Source organism: Kurthia sp. ISK08, assembly GCF_046159805.1.
In the GTDB taxonomy this organism is placed as follows: Bacteria; Bacillota; Bacilli; order Bacillales_A; family Planococcaceae; genus Kurthia; species Kurthia gibsonii.
The window spans coordinates 126,871-146,514 of record NZ_JBJXHL010000003.1; the positions used below are offsets into that span (position 1 = coordinate 126,871).

At 35.8% G+C, this 19,644-nt stretch carries 21 protein-coding genes; 12 read left to right on the forward strand and 9 right to left on the reverse strand.

What is annotated here, in order from left to right; all coding sequences use genetic code 11:
• Positions 1-177: 177 nt before the first annotated feature.
• Positions 178-1,500, forward strand: a complete 1,323-nt coding sequence (locus ACKVQX_RS07225) for an aldehyde dehydrogenase family protein (protein ID WP_087680526.1) — start codon at positions 178-180, stop codon at positions 1,498-1,500.
• 196 nt (positions 1,501-1,696) lie between these two features.
• Complete coding sequence (locus ACKVQX_RS07230) at positions 1,697-2,185, forward strand: hypothetical protein (RefSeq protein WP_068453858.1); 489 nt, start codon at positions 1,697-1,699, stop codon at positions 2,183-2,185.
• A 218-nt stretch (positions 2,186-2,403) separates the two neighbouring features.
• Here ACKVQX_RS07230 and ACKVQX_RS07235 read toward each other — a convergent pair whose 3' ends face one another.
• Entirely contained in the window at positions 2,404-2,748 is a 345-nt protein-coding gene (locus tag ACKVQX_RS07235) for a hypothetical protein (RefSeq protein ID WP_068453856.1), read from the reverse strand.
• A gap of 137 nt (positions 2,749-2,885) precedes the next feature.
• Between ACKVQX_RS07235 and ACKVQX_RS07240 the strand changes: the two genes are divergently transcribed.
• From ACKVQX_RS07240 to ACKVQX_RS07250, 3 genes are all read left to right on the forward strand, one after another.
• Positions 2,886-3,299, forward strand: coding sequence for a DUF1284 domain-containing protein (locus tag ACKVQX_RS07240; protein WP_068453854.1), 414 nt, complete (start codon positions 2,886-2,888; stop codon positions 3,297-3,299).
• A 150-nt stretch (positions 3,300-3,449) separates the two neighbouring features.
• Complete coding sequence (locus tag ACKVQX_RS07245) at positions 3,450-3,674, forward strand: hypothetical protein (protein WP_068453852.1); 225 nt, start codon at positions 3,450-3,452, stop codon at positions 3,672-3,674.
• A gap of 109 nt (positions 3,675-3,783) precedes the next feature.
• Positions 3,784-4,806 (forward strand): alpha/beta hydrolase, encoded by a 1,023-nt coding sequence (locus ACKVQX_RS07250; RefSeq protein WP_342302876.1) that lies wholly within the window; start codon positions 3,784-3,786, stop codon positions 4,804-4,806.
• A 108-nt stretch (positions 4,807-4,914) separates the two neighbouring features.
• Here the strand turns inward: ACKVQX_RS07250 and ACKVQX_RS07255 are convergent, their stop codons facing one another.
• From ACKVQX_RS07255 to ACKVQX_RS07265, 3 genes are all read right to left on the reverse strand, one after another.
• Positions 4,915-5,823, reverse strand: a complete 909-nt coding sequence (locus ACKVQX_RS07255; RefSeq protein WP_087680524.1) for an EamA family transporter — start codon at positions 5,821-5,823, stop codon at positions 4,915-4,917.
• Between the two features lie 52 nt (positions 5,824-5,875).
• On the reverse strand, positions 5,876-6,361 hold the full coding sequence (locus ACKVQX_RS07260; RefSeq protein WP_087680523.1) for a nucleoside 2-deoxyribosyltransferase: 486 nt from the start codon (positions 6,359-6,361) through the stop codon (positions 5,876-5,878).
• Between the two features lie 188 nt (positions 6,362-6,549).
• Positions 6,550-6,750: a hypothetical protein gene (locus ACKVQX_RS07265; RefSeq protein ID WP_409136152.1), complete on the reverse strand. Its 201-nt coding sequence runs from the start codon at positions 6,748-6,750 to the stop codon at positions 6,550-6,552.
• A gap of 301 nt (positions 6,751-7,051) precedes the next feature.
• On the opposite strand from ACKVQX_RS07265, the gene ACKVQX_RS07270 reads away from it, so the two are divergent.
• The 3 genes from ACKVQX_RS07270 (at position 7,052) to ACKVQX_RS07280 (ending at position 10,107) form a co-directional block, all read left to right on the forward strand.
• On the forward strand, positions 7,052-7,249 hold the full coding sequence (locus ACKVQX_RS07270) for a DUF6501 family protein (protein WP_068453836.1): 198 nt from the start codon (positions 7,052-7,054) through the stop codon (positions 7,247-7,249).
• A 76-nt stretch (positions 7,250-7,325) separates the two neighbouring features.
• A complete protein-coding gene (locus ACKVQX_RS07275; RefSeq protein ID WP_068453835.1) occupies positions 7,326-8,189 on the forward strand; it encodes a MoxR family ATPase in 864 nt (287 codons plus the stop codon).
• Between the two features lie 10 nt (positions 8,190-8,199).
• Complete coding sequence (locus ACKVQX_RS07280) at positions 8,200-10,107, forward strand: vWA domain-containing protein (protein WP_409136153.1); 1,908 nt, start codon at positions 8,200-8,202, stop codon at positions 10,105-10,107.
• Between the two features lie 45 nt (positions 10,108-10,152).
• Here the strand turns inward: ACKVQX_RS07280 and ACKVQX_RS07285 are convergent, their stop codons facing one another.
• The 3 genes from ACKVQX_RS07285 to ACKVQX_RS07295 form a co-directional block, all read right to left on the reverse strand.
• Positions 10,153-11,328, reverse strand: coding sequence for a toxic anion resistance protein (locus ACKVQX_RS07285; RefSeq protein WP_068453833.1), 1,176 nt, complete (start codon positions 11,326-11,328; stop codon positions 10,153-10,155).
• Positions 11,329-11,331: 3 nt separating this feature from the next.
• Positions 11,332-11,964, reverse strand: a complete 633-nt coding sequence (locus tag ACKVQX_RS07290) for a 5-bromo-4-chloroindolyl phosphate hydrolysis family protein (RefSeq protein WP_068453832.1) — start codon at positions 11,962-11,964, stop codon at positions 11,332-11,334.
• Positions 11,965-12,056: 92 nt separating this feature from the next.
• Positions 12,057-13,781, reverse strand: coding sequence for a methyl-accepting chemotaxis protein (locus tag ACKVQX_RS07295; protein WP_409136154.1), 1,725 nt, complete (start codon positions 13,779-13,781; stop codon positions 12,057-12,059).
• 119 nt (positions 13,782-13,900) lie between these two features.
• On the opposite strand from ACKVQX_RS07295, the gene ACKVQX_RS07300 reads away from it, so the two are divergent.
• The 4 genes from ACKVQX_RS07300 (at position 13,901) to ACKVQX_RS07315 (ending at position 16,138) form a co-directional block, all read left to right on the forward strand.
• Positions 13,901-14,194 carry a DUF1033 family protein gene (locus ACKVQX_RS07300; RefSeq protein WP_068453828.1) on the forward strand — a complete coding sequence of 98 codons (294 nt, stop codon included), beginning with the start codon at positions 13,901-13,903 and terminating at the stop codon, positions 14,192-14,194.
• 212 nt (positions 14,195-14,406) lie between these two features.
• A complete protein-coding gene (locus ACKVQX_RS07305) occupies positions 14,407-14,607 on the forward strand; it encodes a cold-shock protein (protein WP_068453826.1) in 201 nt (66 codons plus the stop codon).
• Between the two features lie 107 nt (positions 14,608-14,714).
• Positions 14,715-14,915 carry a cold-shock protein gene (locus ACKVQX_RS07310; RefSeq protein WP_068453824.1) on the forward strand — a complete coding sequence of 67 codons (201 nt, stop codon included), beginning with the start codon at positions 14,715-14,717 and terminating at the stop codon, positions 14,913-14,915.
• Positions 14,916-15,100: 185 nt separating this feature from the next.
• The gene (locus tag ACKVQX_RS07315) at positions 15,101-16,138 is read left to right on the forward strand and encodes an LCP family protein (protein ID WP_068453822.1); all 1,038 of its coding nucleotides are present in this window, start codon (positions 15,101-15,103) and stop codon (positions 16,136-16,138) included.
• A 91-nt stretch (positions 16,139-16,229) separates the two neighbouring features.
• Here the strand turns inward: ACKVQX_RS07315 and ACKVQX_RS07320 are convergent, their stop codons facing one another.
• Positions 16,230-17,834 (reverse strand): ABC-F family ATP-binding cassette domain-containing protein, encoded by a 1,605-nt coding sequence (locus tag ACKVQX_RS07320; protein ID WP_068453821.1) that lies wholly within the window; start codon positions 17,832-17,834, stop codon positions 16,230-16,232.
• 192 nt (positions 17,835-18,026) lie between these two features.
• On the reverse strand, positions 18,027-19,550 hold the full coding sequence (locus ACKVQX_RS07325; RefSeq protein ID WP_068453820.1) for a succinate CoA transferase: 1,524 nt from the start codon (positions 19,548-19,550) through the stop codon (positions 18,027-18,029).
• Positions 19,551-19,644: the final 94 nt, after the last annotated feature.

Genomic DNA, 19,644 nt, shown 5'->3' on the forward strand with positions numbered 1-19,644 from the left:
CGCTTTTTAAAATATAAAAAGTATATTTGCAGAGAGAAATTAAGTCTGAAAACAGAATAAGTAGTAAGGTTCTTTATCATTAAAATAAAAAAGGTATAATTTTCTACTTATTGTTTGCTTTTCTCTCTTTCGTTCGATTATGATAGTTTCAAGATTTGATTAAGGGAGGCTATTTAGATGACGAAAATTGAGACAAATGCAGTTCGAGAACTTTTTAATGCACAAGAAGAAAACCAGTGGAAGGTGCGTCAGACAACTGCAAAAGAGCGAATTGCACAGTTGAATGCACTAAAAGATGCATTGATTGCACGTACACCAGAAATTATTGAAGCGGCACAAAAAGATTTCGCACGTCCAGAAGCAGAAGAGAACAGTCAAATTCAAGCCGTTGTAGAAGTTATTCAATATACAACAGCGCACTTAGAAGAATGGATGAAACCAGAAGTTGTACCGAGTGGCGAAGATGCAGAAGTACGTATTGTATATGAACCAAAAGGTGTTATATGTATTATGGGGACGTGGAATTCACCGTTATCGACTTGTATTCACCCATTAGTGGAAGCGCTTGCATCTGGGAACTGTGTTGTGCTCAAACCATCTGAATTGTCTCCACATTATGCAGATATTATTCGCGTTATCATCGAAGATGTATTTAAGGCAAATCATGTAGCTGTTGTGACGGGTGATGCGACAGTAGCGAATGAATTATTACAAATTCCATTTAACCACTTTTTCTTCACAGGAAGTCCGCGCGTCGGTAAGCTTGTAATGGAAGGCGCTGCCAAGCATTTAGCAAGTGTTACACTTGAGCTAGGAGGGAAGTCACCAGTCATTTTAGATCGCGGATATGATATGCAGCAAGCAGCGCAACAACTCGTATTCGGTAAAATTCTAATGGGTGGTCAACTCTGCATTTCACCTGATTATATTTTTGTTCATGAAGATGACGTGACGAATTTTGTCGTAAATTATGAAGGAGTCACAAAATATATGCTCTATGATGAATCAGGAAAGATTCGTTATGATGAACGCACAACAATTGTGAATGAAGCACATTATGAACGACTAAAATCACTATTTACCGATGCCATTGAAAAAGGAGCTACTGTATTAACTGGTGGGGATTTTAATGATGAAAAGCGTTTAATTGAACCAACTGTTTTAGGCAATGTAACAGAAGATATGCGCATTTCAGAAGAAGAAGTTTTCGGTCCGATTACATTTATAAAGCCTTATAAAACAGTAGATGAAGTCATTCATTATATTCAAAAACGTCCAAAACCACTTGCTATGTATCCATTCAGTAAAAATCGTGACTTCCAAGAAGCTTTATTACAAGGCACATCATCTGGTGGTGTAACAATTAATGGAATCATTATGCATAATGTTCATCCAGGTTTACCATTCGGTGGTGTTAATAATTCAGGAATTGGCAGTTTCCATGGTATTCATGGTTTCAAAGGGTTATCACATGCACGCGCTGTATATCATATTTTATAAATAAAATTTTATCATAAAAATAAAGCGAGAGTATGAACATTACATATGTCATACTCTTTTTTAATGTTGAAAGGGTTTACGCATGAAAAAGCGAATAGTTTATATACATGAATATTTTTTGATTATATAAATAATGGGTTATGGATAAATAAGAGAGGGGTATAAGACTATAAAATAAATATAAAGGGGTGGCAGTGTGAGAAAAGCGTATGTCGGAATCATACTTCTTATAGGCACGCTTCTACTGGGTGCATGTAATGAAACAACAACGTCACACTCTATTCAATACGGAAAAATCATTCAAAATGACGAAGTAGAATTAACACATACATTACGCAACGAGCAAGTATACGAAAAAATTCACGAAATTTTAAAAGAAGCTACAAATGTTGGGATGTCTGAAGATGAGCTCAGTCATTTTTCATCACAATACATTCAATTTAAAAATACACGACAAAATATGCTGATTGCGAATTATTATCTCTGGGAAGACCGAAAAAATCAGCGTTATATTTGTCGCCCTTTTTATGAATCCAAGTATTTATTTTATGAAGTAACGGCTCACAATTATCGAGAACTAAAAAAACAAATAGAGAAAGTGAAAAAGAGTAAAGAGAAATTAGATAAAGATGAAACGGTCACTAAAAAACAACCTGAGCAAACACCTAATTTATTAGGAGATTGAAATAATAAAATGAACTCTCCATTACGTTAAATCGTATGGAAAGTTCGTTTTTTTATTATTTGTGTTTAAAATATAGTCTTTTAGGGGTATATAAAAAACATACCACCTTAGATGTAATAGGTGTAGTAATTTTTAAAGCCAACTCCTCTTGCTTTAAAAATGCTACAGTCTCTTATTACCTCATAACTTATTTTGACCCTTGCTCGTAGGGTCCTTTTTTATGATTTAGACTGCGGATAGAGTGCATCGACTAACACATAGATAATGGCTGTTATAATACTCACGATTAAAATAGGTGAACCGATAAAAGGTAGTGTGCCTGCAATTAAATAAAGTAGCACACGGATCAGAATTTTCACGACTTGATAATCGAAAATAGCAGCGATTCGTTCGATGATATACGATGCAAGCAAGCCATACGTCATTAATAAAATCATAATGAGACAAAAAATAAACCACACACGACTCGGCTCCATTGAATTCCAATAATAAATCTTCGTTGCAATGGTTGATAAAATACTAGTAATAATCGTAATGATTATTCGCTCACGTAAAGAATGCAAGAGCATCAACCTCCCATCTTCTATTATACGATAGAATCCCTTCAGAATCACCACAACTTTATCTTCCATATTGTACTTCGAATCGTAAAAGTGTAAACTTATTTATTGTATCAGTTTACATAAAAGGGGCGCTTTTCATGATTCATTTAAGAGGACATCATTTACTTTGCTTAGTTGGCTACAGAGGAATGGGTTATTCAGAAGAATATGTAGAAAATATGACGCGCATTCATCGACAACTGCGTGCAAGACCGACGACACTTGTTCGATTAGTAAAAGGCATTGATCATCTATGCGAAAAATATCCAAACAGTGGTGAATATCATTGTTTAAGCGAAGAAATTTTTAATCAAGATGCATATATTGCAGAAAAGTTGGGCATTCAAATTGGACAACTCGTACCATGGTTCGAAGTTGAAAGAAGATTGAAAAAGTATATTCAACCGACAGACATTGCAACAATTTGTGAAAATTGTTCTTGGCGTTCCTACGGGGTTTGTGAAGAAGGAATGGAGCGGATTCATAAGGGAATTTCATTATTTGATGTATAAATCATAAGGGAATTAGCACTTGAATTATGGATAAATATTGTAAAACAATAGATTTCGAACTAGTCAAAAGTACTCTATAGAATAGAGTGAGAATATGCGATAATAGAATACGAACGTACGTTCATTTTCATATTATATTGGAGGTTTAGTATGACAACTTTCCTTTTCAAACGCTTAAATCAATTATTTGGACTGAAAAAATATATTGTTGTTGCAGTAGAAAAAGCCAGTGGACAATCAAAACAATTCGTTGTGGTATCACGTAAACAACACGCAGCAGTTTCAGAAGTGAGTAAGCAGCTTGATTTACAACAGTATGATGTAACAGCTTATACAAAAGTACAATATGCACATATGTTAAAGTTAAAATATTAAGAAAAAAGAGATTCTTTTAATTGGAATCTCTTTTTTGTTACATATAAAAAAAGAAACAATAATAGATGGTTTTTAGTGAATAGTGTTATGATACAGTGGGGTGAGAGTTATGAAGTGGGTGAAACGCTTTTTAAAATGGTACATAGGTTTAAATATTATACTCATTGTAGGACTAATTGTCGCGACAGAAGTATCACCAAAACCTGGTACAGCGATGATTCGCTATATTTTTAATCGAGAAGTACCGATTAAAGACGTCGGAAATTTTAAGAAAAGTGAAGAGGTAGTAAACGTACAAAAAAATATGCATTATGATTCGAAGTATCCGCGTAATACATTTGATTTATATACACCGAAAGATATGAAAAAGGGCGAGAAGTTACCTGTTTTAATTTGGTTACATGGTGGTGGTTACTTAGCAGGGGATAAGTCACTTGCAAAAGAGTTTGCGACATATGTTGTGACGAAAGAGCGAGTAGCTGTCATTTCAATGAACTATGAGTTAGCGCCTGAATTGCGTTATCCAGGGCAAGTGGAACAAGTGAATGATTTGTACAAAACACTGATTGCTTCACCTGAAAAATGGGCAAATTTAGATTTAACAAAACTTGCATTTGGTGGCGATTCTGCAGGTGCGCAGATTGTAGGGCAGTATGTTGCGATTCAAACGAATCCAACGTATGCAAAAGAGATGAACATGAAACAACTTGTACCGAAAGAACATTTAAAAGCCTTCATTTCCTATTGTGGTCCACTCGATTTGCAGCAAATGAAGGATTTACCGAAAAAAGAGATACTAATGAAATTTTTCGCTAAAACGGTAGCATGGGATTTAATTGGCGATAAAAATTGGAAAGATAGCCCGGTTGTGACACAAGCTTCATTGACTGAGCATGTGACATCTGACTTCCCACCAAGTTATGTAACCGATGTAAACGGTTTTTCTTTCTTACCGCAAGGGCAAGCGTTTGTAAAAGAGTTAGTGGAGCAAGATGTCCCTGTTCAGTCGTTATTTTATGCGAATGAAGAACAGCCGATTTATCATGAATACCAATTTAGCTATGATACAAAAGAGGCGCAGCGTTGTTTAGCAGAAACACTCGCATTTTTAAAAGTAACTTTAAAAGATTAAGAAAGAACAGAGACATAAGTGTATGAACACAAAAAAACGGAATCACGCTATCGAGCGGTTCCGTTTTTTTGCGAACTTTAAAAAGAGAAATGAATTATCTCTTTCATTTTATAATTCATCTGCATAGCCGAGTAAGACAATACCGACTAAGATAATGCCGATGACAAAATATTGACGCGTTGATAATTTTTCTTTTAAGAAAATGCGAGATAAGATAATAGAGAAAATACAGAATGACGAAATCAGTGGTGCAGCACCAATTGCATAAGCAGCAATGGCATAGACATAGAAGAATTGACCAGCTGTTTCGAGTAATGCCGCAATTGTTCGATCTCCTTGTTTGAAGATGTTGACAACTTCATTTTTTACAACTGCTAAGTACGCCCAGTAAATAACCGCTACAATGAAGAATGTATATTCATAGGCGATTAACGCTGCATCTTCTGATAATAGTTTCGTCTTGTCTAAGACAACACCATCTGCAAATGTTCCTAGACCATCTAATACAGCGTATAGTAATGGGAATAGTAAGGCGAAAAAGCCGAACTTATATTTTTTCTCGATGACAACGCCAGATTGATGGCGAATTAAATCATCTTGTTGTTTTTCAAGTACAGCAATCCAAATAACACCGATACAAATAATCGAAATACTTACATAGTGTAACCAGTTATTATCACTTGGATAGAAAATAGATAGTAAAATGACGGTAATTGCACCTGAAGAATTTTGAAGTGGTGCGACAATTGATAATTCCAAATAACGTAAACCAACATATCCAAACACCATTGAAGAAATATAAAGTGCAGAAACAGGTAAATACGTAATCATATCATCAAGATTTAATGATAAACCTTTAACAAGCATATAGATGGTTGCATGTGCACCCATGACAAGACCAACCATGATTGTAATTTTGGCATGACTATTGCGGTCGGCAGGATCTGACCCTTTTTTGTAGAACAAGTTGGCTGCGCCCCAACATGCCCATGTTAACATTGCATATAAAAACCACATAAATAAAAAAGACTCCTCTATCTCAATAAAATAAACGAATGCATGAGGAAAGTTACGACATGAATTGTTTTTTCAGTTCGACTGTTAATTCATCAATTGTTGTACAAACACAGCCATTTTGCTTAATTAAGCCAACAACGAATAAGTTGCGATAGACGAATTGATTTTCAACAGCGTCTGCTCGTAGTGCTTCAATTTTCTTCATGTTGTCGCGCCCTTGTTGTCTTGAATCTGTAAATACAGCGAAAATAGGACGATTTAACATTGAAAAAGCACCGATTTCTGCGGCAACACCACTGTCGATTTCAACACCATCAATGACTGCTATTAAAAAGTCACTCATTTTTAATGCTTCAATATCTGCGTATGCAATCTGCTCACTATTTGCAAATGCTGTTTTATCATTAATTGCATCATTTTCTTGTGGTACGTATAAATCGACGTTTGGTAACGTGTGACGAACTGCTTTTGCAATCATTTCGTTCACTAAACGGTCACCTAAACTAAATAATCCGTTCGCTAAATAACCTTTCAACATCTTGCATAACCTCCGTTCTGTTCTATTGTATGTTATTGTGTAATAGAAAAACAAGCGTCTATGTAAATTTTGAATTGAAAGAAAAAGAGAGACGCCAAAAATGAAGTCTCTCTGTTTTACTATTTGCAATTTAATAAAATCAAACCTTTATCTTGTGTGTGTAATTGGGCGTGAATCGTTGCTTTTTTTTATTTGCTCATCACTTCAGGCGATACGCCAATTTCATAACCTTCTACTTCGATAATATGATCCGTATCAATTAGCGTATCAATATCTGCTCCAATCGTGAAATCACCCGACTGATAAATACCATAAAAACGTAATTTTAAGGTTTCTTCATTTGCGATGGCTTTTTGAATAAATGCTTTTCCTGCCTCTGTCAATTTCAACGAGAAGTCACATTCCTTTCAAAGAAAAATTATTTTACACTCTTTTTCCACTGAAAAGATAGTAATAAACCTTATTTGCGTGTCAGCCATTCTGAAAAAATGAAAAATAGAATGATGAATGAAAAAGCGATAATGAAGAACCAAGTTGGAACACTACCGAACATTAATAACATATTGAACCTCCAAAACCATTGTTTTATCTAGCATAGCATGAAATGAAAAGGGCGTAAAAAAATTAACACATTTCTCTAAAAATGAGTTAGAATAAGAGAGTAAATGCGAGTAGAGAGGTTGTTTGAACATGATACATTTAAATTGGAAAGATGCACCAACAATTAAAACGGTCAAATGCGAACATACAAATGCAAAAAAATATTTAGTATCGAATATGCTAACAGTAGGTAAAGAGTATGAAGTGAAAAATGAAACAGACGAGTTTTATTTTGTAGTTGATAACTCAGGCCACGTCGGTGGTTACTACAAAGAATATTTCGCATAATTGAGCGATTTACAGAAAACAGCTCCTCCGTCTCATCGGGGGAGTTTTTCTTTTTTTAGAATAGGGGGAAGCGACGATGCACGAACTGATTGAACAAGAAATTGTAAAGCGTACGAAAGACCATGAAAATAATGAGTGGCAATCACTTATTCCAGAAGGTGGTTATAAATCACCAGATGCTTATTTATACGAAGATATTCTATTAAGTGTCGTACTGAAAAAAGCGATTTTACTAAAGGGTCCTTCTGGTTCAGGGAAGACGAAATTAGCAGAATCGATTGCGGCATTATTTGAACAACCGATGCATAGTATTAACTGTTCGGTTGATTTAGATGCGGAAAGTTTACTTGGTTTTAAAACAGTTGTACAAAAGGAAGGACAGACATGGATTGATTTTGTGGAAGGTCCTGTTGTAAAAGCGATGAAAGAAGGACATTTCCTTTATATTGATGAAATTAATATGGCAAAACCTGAAACATTACCGATTTTGCATAGTGTATTGGATTATCGCCGTATGTTGACGAATCCATTTACAGGTGAGGTTATTCAAGCGCATCCAAACTTTGGCGTCATTGCCGCAATTAATGAAGGATACATCGGGACAACACCGATGAATGAAGCGCTAAAAAACCGTTTTGTTTCTTTTGCGATTCCATATATTACAGGTGAACAATTAGCGGGATTAGTGGATGAATACTTCCCGACGATTCAAGCAACTTTAAAAAATAGTATGCTGTCACTTGCGACAGATTTGCGAAAACAAGCAGAGAATGGTTTAGTGAGTGAGGAAGCAGCGTCGATTCGAAGTTTATTAGATGCGATTGAGTTAGCGCAATACATGTCACCAATTCGTGCAGTGCGATATGCCATTGCAGAAAAATTAGATGATGCATCAGAAAAGCAGTTAGTTATTGAATTAGCAAAAACATGGATGGAGTAGGTGATTCGATATGGCAGAGATGAGTAGATTTATTCAATTTAATAATGAACAAATCGATGCAAGACAGATGATTACCTATGAGAATTTAGCACAGGCACTTTCGGGAAATCCACATATTCATCTAACAGAACGACAATTAATGGAATTCAATCCGAAAGAACAAACGATATCCATGTCTGTATTTTGGCGTCATCGAACAGCTGAACAAACGCATTTAGGCCGTTTATCTGATATTTATTTACTAGCAGAGGGGTTTTGGCGTCATTTTTCACAAAGAGCTTGGCATGAATTTCAAGAAGAAATAACAGAGCTGAACTATCCGAAGTTTTTCGAACAACAGCTTATTATGGCAGAAGAATTTCGTTTGATGGAGTCTGTCGCCAAAAAACGTCCAGGTACAAAAAAAGCTTTTCGATTGCGTGCACAAGCCTATTTAGCGACATACCAACATCAAATTCATGTGCATCATCAAAAAGGCTTTCTAGCAGAAGCATTATTAAATTATTTTTATATCGCTCTATATGAAGGTAGTTTGCGCTTACCGACAGGTGGAATATTCGACACATTTGGCGATTTACTATATAAATGGCAGCACGTATTCGATAGTCAATCGACAGAGGAAACGATTCGTATTATTTGGGCACTTGTACCGCAGATTGAAGAAATTCTAAAAAAAGATATTCAGTTGGATGTCTACGCTTTACTAGATCAGTTGAAAGCAGCACCTTTTATTCCAGATCATGAACATGATGGTGTTTGCGGGATGGAAGAAGGCAGTGATGAAGCTAAAGAAACAATCGAAGAAACTTTTAGAAGTTGGCATCGTGAATCACAAGATGATACAGGGACCCATTTACGCTTTGAGTTAGAGCGGGGAAACGAAGGGAAATCTTTATCAGATGAAGCAGTGGAAGGACAGGATGGTCAACCACCGACAGAAGTTGGAACGGGTGGCGACGTCGATGCGACTGCTAAACCACAAAAAGAAGAAAGCTTAGCAACAAAATCACTAAAAAAGAAATATACCAAGTCTGGTGAAGTATTTGGACGTGAACATGAACAAGTAATCTATCAAGAGAAGATGATTACTACACATGGAGAGGACATCACACCAAAATCGGTCATGGAAAAATGGCGATTACAACAAGAGCCGATGGTACGCGCACTTGTTCAAGAATTACGAAAACGCATGGCACAAAAGAAGATGAGTCGACGAACGCATCTTAGTTATGGTCGTTTAGATTCAAAACAACTTTTATCATTTGTTACAGAGAATCGCCCACGTCCTTTTTATAAAAAAGATGCACCTTCTAAACCTCTAGATGCTGTATTTGGTTTATTAATTGATGGTTCCGCTTCTATGATGGATAAAATGGATGAAACAAAACAGGCGGTTCTATTATTCCATGATGTACTGCGTTCACTTGAGATTGCGCATGAGATGACTTTATTTTATGAAGATGCTTATGAAGCGACAAAAGAAGTGCAGCCGAATACATTTGAATGGATTCATCGTTTAGAGGACGGGGCAGTGGATGCTAGTGAAAAAATTGCAGCGATGACATCGCATGAAGATAATCGAGATGGCTTTGCGATTCGCTGGATGACAGAGCGTTTAAAGAAGCGACCTGAAAAACATCGCTTTTTACTTGTTTTTTCCGATGGGGAACCTTCTGCTTTTGAATATGCACAGAATGGTATATTAGATACTGCTGAAGCTGTTATTGAAGCAGAGAAGCAAGGGATTACCGTATTACATCTATTTTTAAATACATCAGAACCGAGTGAAGAGCAACTTCAATTATTTTCAACGATCTATGGTAGACAGTCTATTGTCGCAAGTGATGTAGCGCAATTTTCAGATATGACACTTCGTACGTTACGAAAAGTTTTATCACTCGTTGTACAAAGTATGTAAAAAAAGGAGCCATTCCTCTATGACGGGGAATGACTCCTTTTTATCTTAATAGCCTTGTTGTTTCGTTTGAATCGAAAGTAAACGCTGTTTTAAATCTTCTTCCATACGACCAATTTCAATTTCAGCTTCACGACGTTTTTGACGTCCTTCTGCTTGAATTTGTAATGTTTCTTCGATTGTTGAAATTAAGTTCTCTTGTGTTGCTTTTAATGTTTCGATTTCTACGATACCGCGCTCATTTTCACGCGCTGTTTCAATCGTGTTCATCTTCAGCATTTCAGAGTTCTTTAATAATAAATCATTTGTTGTCGCAGTTACTTGTTTTTGCGCTTCGACTGCTTTACGTTGATTGTTCAATGTAAGGGCGATGGCAATCTGATTACGCCAAAGCGGAATCGCTGTCATAATCGAAGATTGAATTTTTTCAGCTAATGTTTGATTCGTTTGCTGAATCATACGAATTTGCGGAGCAGATTGAATCGTAATCTGGCGCGATAGCTGTAGGTCGTAAATACGTTTTTCTAAACGATCGACGAACTGTGCTAAATCATTTACTTCTTGAATCGCCATTTGATCATTCGATTTTTCAGCTTCTGCACGTAATTTTGGCAAAATATCGTTCGTGATTTCATCGCGCTTTAATTCAGCTGCAGCGATATAGACATTTAATGCTTCAAAGTACGTTTTGTTTTGTTCATATAATTGGTCGAGCATTTGAACATCATCTACAAGACCGCGTTTTGAATGTTCAAGTTGCACACCAATACGGTCAATCTGTGTACTCAGTTTTTGATACTTCGACATCATTTCTTGAATCGATTTTTGCATTTTACCAAAAAGTTTACGTAAGCCTTTTGGTTTGTCTTGATGTAATTCTTCAGGATCAAGTTCATTTAATTTTGTCATTAAATCTTTCAAAATATCGCCGACAGGCCCAATATCTTTCGCCTGTACATGGTCGAGCATTTTATTTGAGAAGCTCGATAAAGCATTTTGTGCATTTGCACCATACGTTAAAATTGCTTCATAACTACCTGTTGGAATTTGAGAAGCTAATTGACGTGCTTTTTCTTGATCTTCAGGTGTTAAACGATCTAATTGGCGAACCGGTGCATCTTTTTGAATTTCTGGTTGAATCGTTTGTTGCTGTGGCAGAGGATTCATCGTAAATGGATCTGCCAGTAAATCATCGACTGATTTATTTGACTGATTTTCTTGCATAGATTAAGACTCCTCCTTCGAGCTGCGCTCACTTCGTCGCGTCACAAAATCAAGCTCGACTTTTAATTCTTCGATATCAGCTGCTAAAATTTGACGAAGATCTTTTTCTAATGACACAAAAAGATCTTCAAGTGCATCACGTGTGCGTTGGAGTGCAAGATGCATCTCCGTATCTTTAATCGGCTGTTTCGATAAATAAGCATATTTCTCCGTTAATTCAGCAGCAGAAGGTAGGTGAGAATAGAAAAAGATTTCTGCTTGATAGAATTTCGGAGGGTTTGCACGCACAATTGAAATAATGCGTTTTGATAAACGACTCATCTCAAATAAATGTTTAAAACCTGAAATTGAACGAACGCGTGTCGCCATTCGGTTAAAGTTGTAAAGTGATTCTCGCGCCTCTTGAATCTGCGCTTCGATGTGATTATATTCTGATTTGGTAAGACCAAATTGCTTTCTTTTCTTGTATCGTTGATAGACTTTTATAATAAAGTTGCTCGCCATGTAAACGAGCGCGGCGATTACAAGACTAATCCAAAAGCCCAAATGGAATCCTGACATCGCAATCATAAATGTAACAGGTATCGTTACAAATGAAATGAAGTAGCGTAATGCTGTATGTCCAGCGTGTAACATGTAATTCCCTCCTTACACTCTTTTGTTAATATACGTTTTAAAATGTAGAAGGTTTCAATTCAAAATATTTTCTTTTGAAATAATTTGTCGAATTATTGACCACGTTGTAGTTCAATCTTGTGAATGAGTTCGTCAATTAATTCTATCACATATGATGATGCTTCTTCTAGTTTAGACAAGCACTGTTCAGCTGTACGTAAGTCGTTGTGTGAATAAGCAGTTGCAGCTTGTTTTGCTAGTTCATGTACTTGTGCATGATACGTATCTAATTGTTGATATGCGGGCTCATTCGCAAAACGAGCACGTGCTTTTTCTGAGTTGTACCATTTACCTAAACGACAATCCATGTGCGAAGACACATCTTCAGGACGGATATGTTCTAAACCTAAGAACATATTATATACTTTCCATTTCCATAAAATATGATCGGCTTTTGATAATTGCAACAGAGCATAGCTTGAAAGCTGTACATTTGCATTATTGACAACACTTAGACGGAATGCATCAATCTCTTTACTTAATTGATGTACACCAACAGAAGTCGATTGTCCAAGTTCACGAATATCTTGTTGTAAATCGGTAATCTGTACCATGCGATTAGATACGTCATCAATCGCAACAGACTGTTCTTCAGAAATTGAAGCAGTGGTTTTAACTGCATCGTTGATATCTGAAATCTCGTCGACAATTTGATTTAGAAGTGGAAGTGACTCTTTTGCTTCAGTAGTAGCTTCTTTAATAATTTTTGTTGTACTTGTAATCGATTCTTGAACCGTATTTGAATATGATTTTAAATGCTTCACATTCGTAGATACTTCTGTTAAAGCAGATACCGTATTTTCTGCAAGCTTACGAACTTCTTGTGCAACAACTGCAAAACCTTTGCCATGCTCACCTGCACGCGCTGCTTCGATTGATGCGTTTAGTGCTAGTAAATTCGTTTGATCAGCGATTTCATTAATCAAAGTGACAACGTGTTCAATGTCACCGACACGTTTTTGTAATTCGCTAAATGACTCAACAATTGTAGAGAATGTCTCACCTGTTTTCATAATTTCATTTAAAGCACCACCAATTTCATTTTGTGAATGAAGTGCATATTCAACTGATTGGTTTGTTTTTTCTGAAATTCGGGTAGAAGTACGTGCAATCTCTGCAATCGAAGCAGTAATCTCTTCAGTTGCAGCAGTAGAAGATTGAATCTCATCTGTTTGGCGATCTAGACTATAAATTAAGTCTTTCATATACATGATTTTAGAGTTTGTCTCAATTAAACGGACAATTTCAGATACGGATCTTTCAAGTGTGCGCTCTGTAAAAGATTCAAATAATAATTCTTGATCGACATTCACTGCAGATTGAAATGAGCGCATTAAGTCGAATGCTTTGGAAGGTTTAAACCCAAAGTTGTATAATACGTGTGTTGTCACATAGAATGCGAATTGATTGAAAATCACAATCGTTTTTCCAGGTTCAAATTGATGTTTTCGGAACTGATCAAAGAATCGTAACGTCTCATTTACATAGTGTTCGTCGCGATCAGCTGTAAAAAAGTTTACAAGATAATGTTCAATCATCTCATCAGCAATTTTATGGTGGCTATCAGGAGATAATTCTGTTAAATATTGTGTGAAAATTTCTTTCATAGATGGAGTTGAACTAGCCAATGTTTCATATAAATAACGTAAATTTTTTTCGTCGTTTGATGTAAAATGATTGAATGCGAGCGTTTTTTGAAAACGTTCAATTGTTTGAATATCAGTACCACGTTCTAATAATTGATTCATTTTAAGTTTTGGGCGAAGTGAAGAAAACATGTATAAACCTCCATTTTTTGGTTAAAGCTTTTTTAGTTATTTTAGCATATTTTAAGAGGATAGTGTAGTAAAAAAGATATATTGGCACATAAGTAATTTTTTTAGAAAGTAGGAATATTATGTATAAAGTGATTTACATGAAAGCAGACTACGAGCCATGGTGGCAGTTTGAAGGTTGGGAAGAACATGTCGTGACAGAAGTCACATATGATAATGAACAAGAAGCAAGTCAATATTTACAACAATTAATTGAAGAGTTTTCAAAAAAATATATGAATATGATGCATAAAAAAGAGCGTTTTTGGGCTTTTTGGTCTGATGATGAAAGAGAATACTGTGAAAACTGTGCAGATTGTTTACCTGTTTACCATGGGGTAATATGGGAAGTAGTAGAAGAAAATGTCAAAAAATGAAAGAAATTATTGTCAAATATATTCAAATTTATTGACAACATAAAGTGGTATGTTATAATAAATTTAACAAATGAAACTTGTATTACCGGTACTTCTATTCACATATTACAAAAAGTGATCGGGTTTATGTCGGTACTTATTGTAATATGTGAATTTTTGCAAAGGTATAATTAGATTCATATGTTCACTTTTTATTTTGGAGGTTTTTACACATGAAACAAGGTACAGTAAAATGGTTTAACGCAGAAAAAGGTTTTGGCTTTATCGAAGTTGAAGGAGAAAACGATGTATTCGTACACTTCTCTGCAATCCAAGGCGAAGGATTCAAAACTTTAGACGAAGGTCAAGCAGTTGAGTTCGAAGTTACTGAAGGTAACCGTGGACCACAAGCAGAAAACGTTGTAAAACTTTAATTTACAATTACAGAGGCTAGCTTCGGCTAGCCTCTTTTCTATTTCATTTTTTATTTTCTGAATTATTTGTTATTATGGATATAATGAATAGTATGGAGGTTAGATAAATGGAACAAGGTATAGTAAAATGGTTTAACGCAGAAAAAGGTTTTGGTTTTATTGAATCAGAAGAAGGAGCAGATATTTTTGTTCATTTTTCAGCGATTCAAGGTGATGGGTTTAAAACATTGGATGAGGGACAAGCTGTAGAATTTCAAATTATCGAAGGTGAGCGTGGACCACAAGCAGCAAATGTCATGAAAAAATAGTGTACAAGAGAAAATCTTTAAATTAAAAAGAAAACACATAAAAGCAATGTTGTTTTCTTTTTTTAATGTAAAAAAGAGAATTGAATATTATATCATCATAGTGATTAAAGGTATATTTTTATGACAATTAATAGTAGTTTATGATACAATTGGTTTTAGGATAGAAGTTATATGGGGGAATATACATGGGTGCAAAAACAAGAACGTCCAAACGACGTCGAAAGAGGCTGCTGCATGGTTCTTTATGGTTGTTAGTCCTTTGTTTAGCTGTTGTTAGTAGCTACCTGATTTATTCAGTGATATCTGTTAAAGGGGCATTGAACGATTCCAAAGTATCACTACAACGTGAAGCAAATAAGTCAGATTTGAGAGAAAAGGAAGTTTCATATAGTGATGATCCCTTCTCCATTCTATTGCTAGGCATTGAAGATTATGCGAAAAATACAGAAACTGCACGTGCAGATACACAATTAGTCGCAACATTCAATCCAAAAGAAAGTAAAGTGATTTTAACGACTGTACCACGTGATACACGTGTTCAAATTGACAATGCGGGCGAATATACGGGTGTACATAAAATTAACGCAGCAATGACATATGGACAGATTAATTCGTATGGTGGAGAGAAGTTACAGTTGGAAACAACCGAAAAATTATTGAATATTCCGATTGATGCTTTTGTAACAGTTAATTTTGATGGATTTCGTGATGTAGTGGATGCACTAGGTGGTATTAATATAGACATCAAATATCCTTTCTGGGAAACAAATGTCTATAATAAACAGCGCATTGATTTCAAAGCTGGCGAGACTCGTTTAACAGGAGAGGAAGCACTTGCCTTTGTGCGTATGCGTAAGCGTGATGTCAATGATGTTTATTCACGTGAACAGCGCCAACAACAGTTTATTCAAGCAACTGTTGAACAGTTAAAATCTGCGAATACATTATTAAAAGTAGGGGAATTAACAAAAATCTTCGGCAAAAATGTGAAAACAAGTTTATCGATTTCAGATTTATTTGCTATCCAAAATCAATATTTAAAGATGGAGAATCTAAAAATCGAATCAAAAGAAATTGAAGGTTATGAAACGCGAATTAATGGCGTTTCGTATTTTGTAGCAGATCAACAGAAGTTACAAAACTTAAGCAAAGAATTGCGTACAGAGTTAAACTTGAATCCAAATGAACCATTCAAGACAAATGCGTCATTTGGTGCTTATTAAATCAAATTTTAGAGTGCATACTTTCGGGTATGTGCTTTTTTTGTATAAAAAAGAAGAAACCACATCATTGTGATTTCTTCTGTATTTTAAATTAATCTAATTTATTTGTTGCTTTCCACTCTAGGAATTCATCATATGTTAATTGCTTATCTAAAATTGAACCGTCTTCGCGGATTTCAATTACACGATTTGCGATTGTTTGGATGAACTGATGGTCATGAGATGTGAAAATCATCGCGCCTTTAAAGCTTGTTAAGCCTTCATTTAATGCTTGAATTGATTCAAGATCTAAGTGGTTTGTTGGTTCATCTAAAAGTAATACGTTTGAATGTGATAACATCATACGAGATAACATACAACGTACTTTTTCGCCACCTGATAAAACAGCAGGTGATTTTTTCACTTCTTCACCAGAGAATAGCATACGACCTAAGAAACCACGTAAGAATGTTTCTGTTTCGTCTTCTGGAGAGAACTGGCGTAACCAATCAACTAATGTTTTTTCAGAACCTTGGAAGAATTCTTCGTTATCTAATGGGAAGTAACTTTGAGAAGTTGTAACGCCCCATTTGTAAGAACCTTCAAAATCTTCATCTTCACCAGCGATGATTTTTAATAAAGCTGTTTTAGCGATTGGATTACCAAGTAAAACAATTTTATCTTCACGATTCATTGAGAAGCGCATATCTTTAAATTGTTGTTCGCCATCTACAGTTTTACCTAAACTTTCAACTGTTAATACGTCATTACCGATTTCGCGTTCCATCGTAAAGTTGATGAATGGATATTTACGGCTAGATGGACGAATGTCATCTAACTCGATTTTTTCTAACATCTTTTTACGAGAAGTCGCTTGTTTTGATTTTGAAGCGTTCGCAGAGAAACGAGCAACGAATGCTTGTAATTCTTTGATTTTCTCTTCTTTTTTCTTGTTTTGATCTGATAACATACGTTGTGCTAATTTACTTGATTCATACCAGAAGTCGTAGTTACCTACATAAACTTGGATTTTAGAGAAGTCAAGGTCAGCGATATGTGTACATACTTTATTTAAGAAGTGACGGTCATGCGATACAACGATGACAGTGTTCTCGAAGTTGATTAAGAATTCTTCTAACCATTGGATTGCTTTTAAGTCTAAGTGGTTGGTAGGCTCATCTAGTAATAGAACGTCTGGCTTACCGAATAAAGCTTGCGCTAATAATACTTTGACTTTTTCAGAACCTGTTAGTTCAGACATTGTCATATAGTGCATTGAATCAGGAATTCCTAAACCTTGTAGAAGGATTGCTGCATCTGATTCAGCTTCCCAACCATTCATATCTGCGAATTCACCTTCTAATTCAGCAGCACGAATACCGTCTTCATCTGTAAATGGATCTTTTGCATAGATGGCATTTTTCTCTTGCATAACTTCATACAATTTTTTATGACCCATCATAACTGTTTCAAGCACTTGGAATTCTTCATATTCGAAGTGATTTTGTTTTAAGACAGCTAAACGTTCATCTGTCCCCATGCTTACATGGCCTTCTTGTGGCTCGATTTCACCAGAAAGAATTTTTAAAAATGTTGATTTACCAGCACCGTTTGCACCGATTAGGCCATAACAGTTACCAGGTGTAAATTTAATATTAACGTCTTCAAATAGCTTACGATCGCCGAAACGAAGAGCTACATTACTTACTTGAATCATGTAAGTACCTCCTTTTTCACAATACCTCCATTATAACACGTCTACATAGGTACGACTATAGGCTAGATGGAACTAAACAGGAAACTGACATAGTTTCTTAGAAAATATCGAAAGAAACGCGAAAATAAAACAAAAGGGGGAGGGCATAAAAAATACGAGCATCCAAAAGGATACTCGTATTTGAAGTGACTCTTATTCTACAGGTTGATTTTGTTTTTTCATTGAACCTGTTTTTTCAAGATTGTCGTACATTTCGAATGCACGGTTTAATAAGTGTGGAGTTTGTACATTGCCGTGTTTTTCAACTGCAGCATTGTAGTATTCCCATAATTGTTCACGGAAATCAGGGTGTGCACAGTTTTCGATGATTAATGGAACACGTTCTTTTGGTGCAAGACCACGTAAATCAGCAACACCTTGTTCTGTAACGATTACATCTACATCATGCTCTGTATGGTCAACATGTGTAACCATAGGTACGATTGAAGATACAGCCCCACCTTTAGCATATGATTTTGTAACGAAGATGCCAAGACGTGCGTTACGTGCGAAGTCACCTGAACCACCAATACCGTTCATCATTTTTGAACCTGAAACGTGCGTTGAGTTTACGTTGCCGTAAATATCTGCTTCAAGTGCAGTGTTGATTGAGATTAATCCTAAACGACGAATTAATTCTGGGTGGTTAGAGATTTCTTGTGGACGTAATGTAATCTTGTCTGCATATTTCTCTAAGTTACCATATACCTTTTGTTGTAATTCTTCAGTTAATGTAATTGAAGTAGCAGCTGCGAAGCGTACTTTACCTGCATCAATTAGATTGAATACAGCATCTTGTAATACTTCTGAAGCAACAACTAAGTTTTCAAATTCTGCGTCTGCGAAACCATCTAATACAGCATTTGCTACTGAACCAACACCTGATTGTAGAGGCATTAATTCATTTGTTAAGCGACCTTCTTTAATTTCGTTACGGAAGAAATCAAGTAGGTAGTTCGCCATTGTTTGTGTTTCTTCATCAGGAGGCACGATTAATGAAGGTGCATCAGGTTCTTCAGAAACAACGATTGCTTTAATTTTTGCTGGATCAACTTTAATTCCTTTTTCACCGATGCGTTGTGTTGCATCTGTCATAGGGATTGCTTCACGCTTACCTTGCTCACCAGGAATATAAATATCATGAATACCGATTAAAGTTTCAGGATGTGTAATATTTAATTCAATGATAATGTTTTCAGCTACTTCACAAATGATTGGTGAGTTACCAACTGAAGTTGTTGGAATGATATAACCATCTTCTGTAACTGCTACGGCTTCAATAATCGCATAGTTTACTTTACCGAAGATATTTTGACGGTATTGTTCAGCGTTGTGCGATAAGTGCATATCTGCATATAATACATCGCCCGAGTTGATTAGTGTACGGATTCCGCGGTCACCAATGAATGGTCCACGTTTACGAATACCACCAGCAGTTGCTAAGTAGTTATCAACTTCAGGACCTAATGAAGCACCTGTGTAAACATCAATTTTGAATGTTTCGTTTTTCGCGCGTTCTACAAGAGCCATTGGTACAACTTTTGCATCTCCAGCACGTGTAAAGCCTGACATACCCACTACGTCGCCATTTGAAATTAATTTTGCAGCCTCTTCAGCAGATACAACTTTACTTGCTAGTTCTTTTAACCCTAAACGTTTTTCGATTGTTGATTCCATTCATAATTCCCCCTAAAAATAATAATCATGTAAATAATTGTTTTGTAAGCGTTTAACAAAATAGGCACATGACGAGTGAAAAAATCGGTCGGTC